At 78.7% G+C, this 985-nt stretch carries 1 protein-coding gene; it reads left to right on the forward strand.

The features are described 5' to 3' along the window. Positions 1-985: N-acetylglucosamine kinase (locus ABD323_RS41680; RefSeq protein WP_344447290.1), on the forward strand; the 985-nt coding region annotated here is incomplete at both ends.

A 985-nucleotide genomic window follows, 5' to 3' on the forward strand; every position in this document is an offset into this window, starting at 1 on the left:
CTCGCCGTCGACGCCGGCAACAGCAAGACCGACGTGGCCCTGGTCGCCGCCGACGGCGCGCTGCTGGGCACCGCGCGCGGCGGCGGCTTCACCCCGCACCTACAGGGCCCGCAGGCCGCCGTCGCCGCGCTCGCCTCGATGGTCGCGGCCACCGCCGCCCAGGCCGGCCTGACCTTCGGGACGCAGCGCGCCGTGGACGCCCTCGACGCGCCGCCCGGGCAGGGCGGCGCGTCGAGCGGCCCGCTGGTCAGCCACGTCAGCGCCTGTCTGGCCAACGCCGACCTGCCGGTGGAGGAACGACTGCTGGCGAAGGCGCTGCAGGCGCACGGCTGGGGGCAGAGCGTGGCCGTCGCCAACGACACCTTCGGCCTGCTGCGCGCCGGCACCGACAGCCCGCGCGGTGTGGCGGTGGTCTGCGGCGCGGGGATCAACTGCGCGGGCCTGCTGCCGGACGGGCGCACCGCGCGGTTCCCCGCGCTCGGCCAGCTCACCGGCGACTGGGGCGGCGGCGGCGGGCTGGCCGCCGAGGCGATGTACCACGCCGCCCGCGCCGAGGACGGCCGCGGCCCGGCCACCACGCTGGCGCCGGCCATCGCCGCCCACTACGGCCTGCCCAGCGCGCTCGCCGTCGCGGAGGCCATGCACCTGGGCGACCTCGCCCGGGAGCGGCTGCACGAGGTGGTACCGGTGCTCTTCGACTGCGCGCAGCAGGGTGACGCCGCCGCGCTGGAGGTGATCGACCGGCAGGCCGACGAGATCACCCGGATGGCGCGGGTCGCGCTCGGCCGGCTCGACCTGCTCGGCGAGCCCACGCCGCTGGTGCTCGGCGGCGGGGTGCTGGCGGCCCGGCACCCGCTGCTGCTGGACAACCTGACCGAGCGGCTGCGCACTGCGGCGCCGCACGCGCTGCCGCGGATCGTCACCGCGCCGCCGGTGCTGGGCGCGGCCCTGCTGGGCCTGGACCGGCTGGCCGCCGAGGGTCTCG

It is taken from the genome of Kitasatospora nipponensis, assembly GCF_039528135.1.
GTDB classification, from domain to species: Bacteria; Actinomycetota; Actinomycetes; order Streptomycetales; family Streptomycetaceae; genus Kitasatospora; species Kitasatospora nipponensis.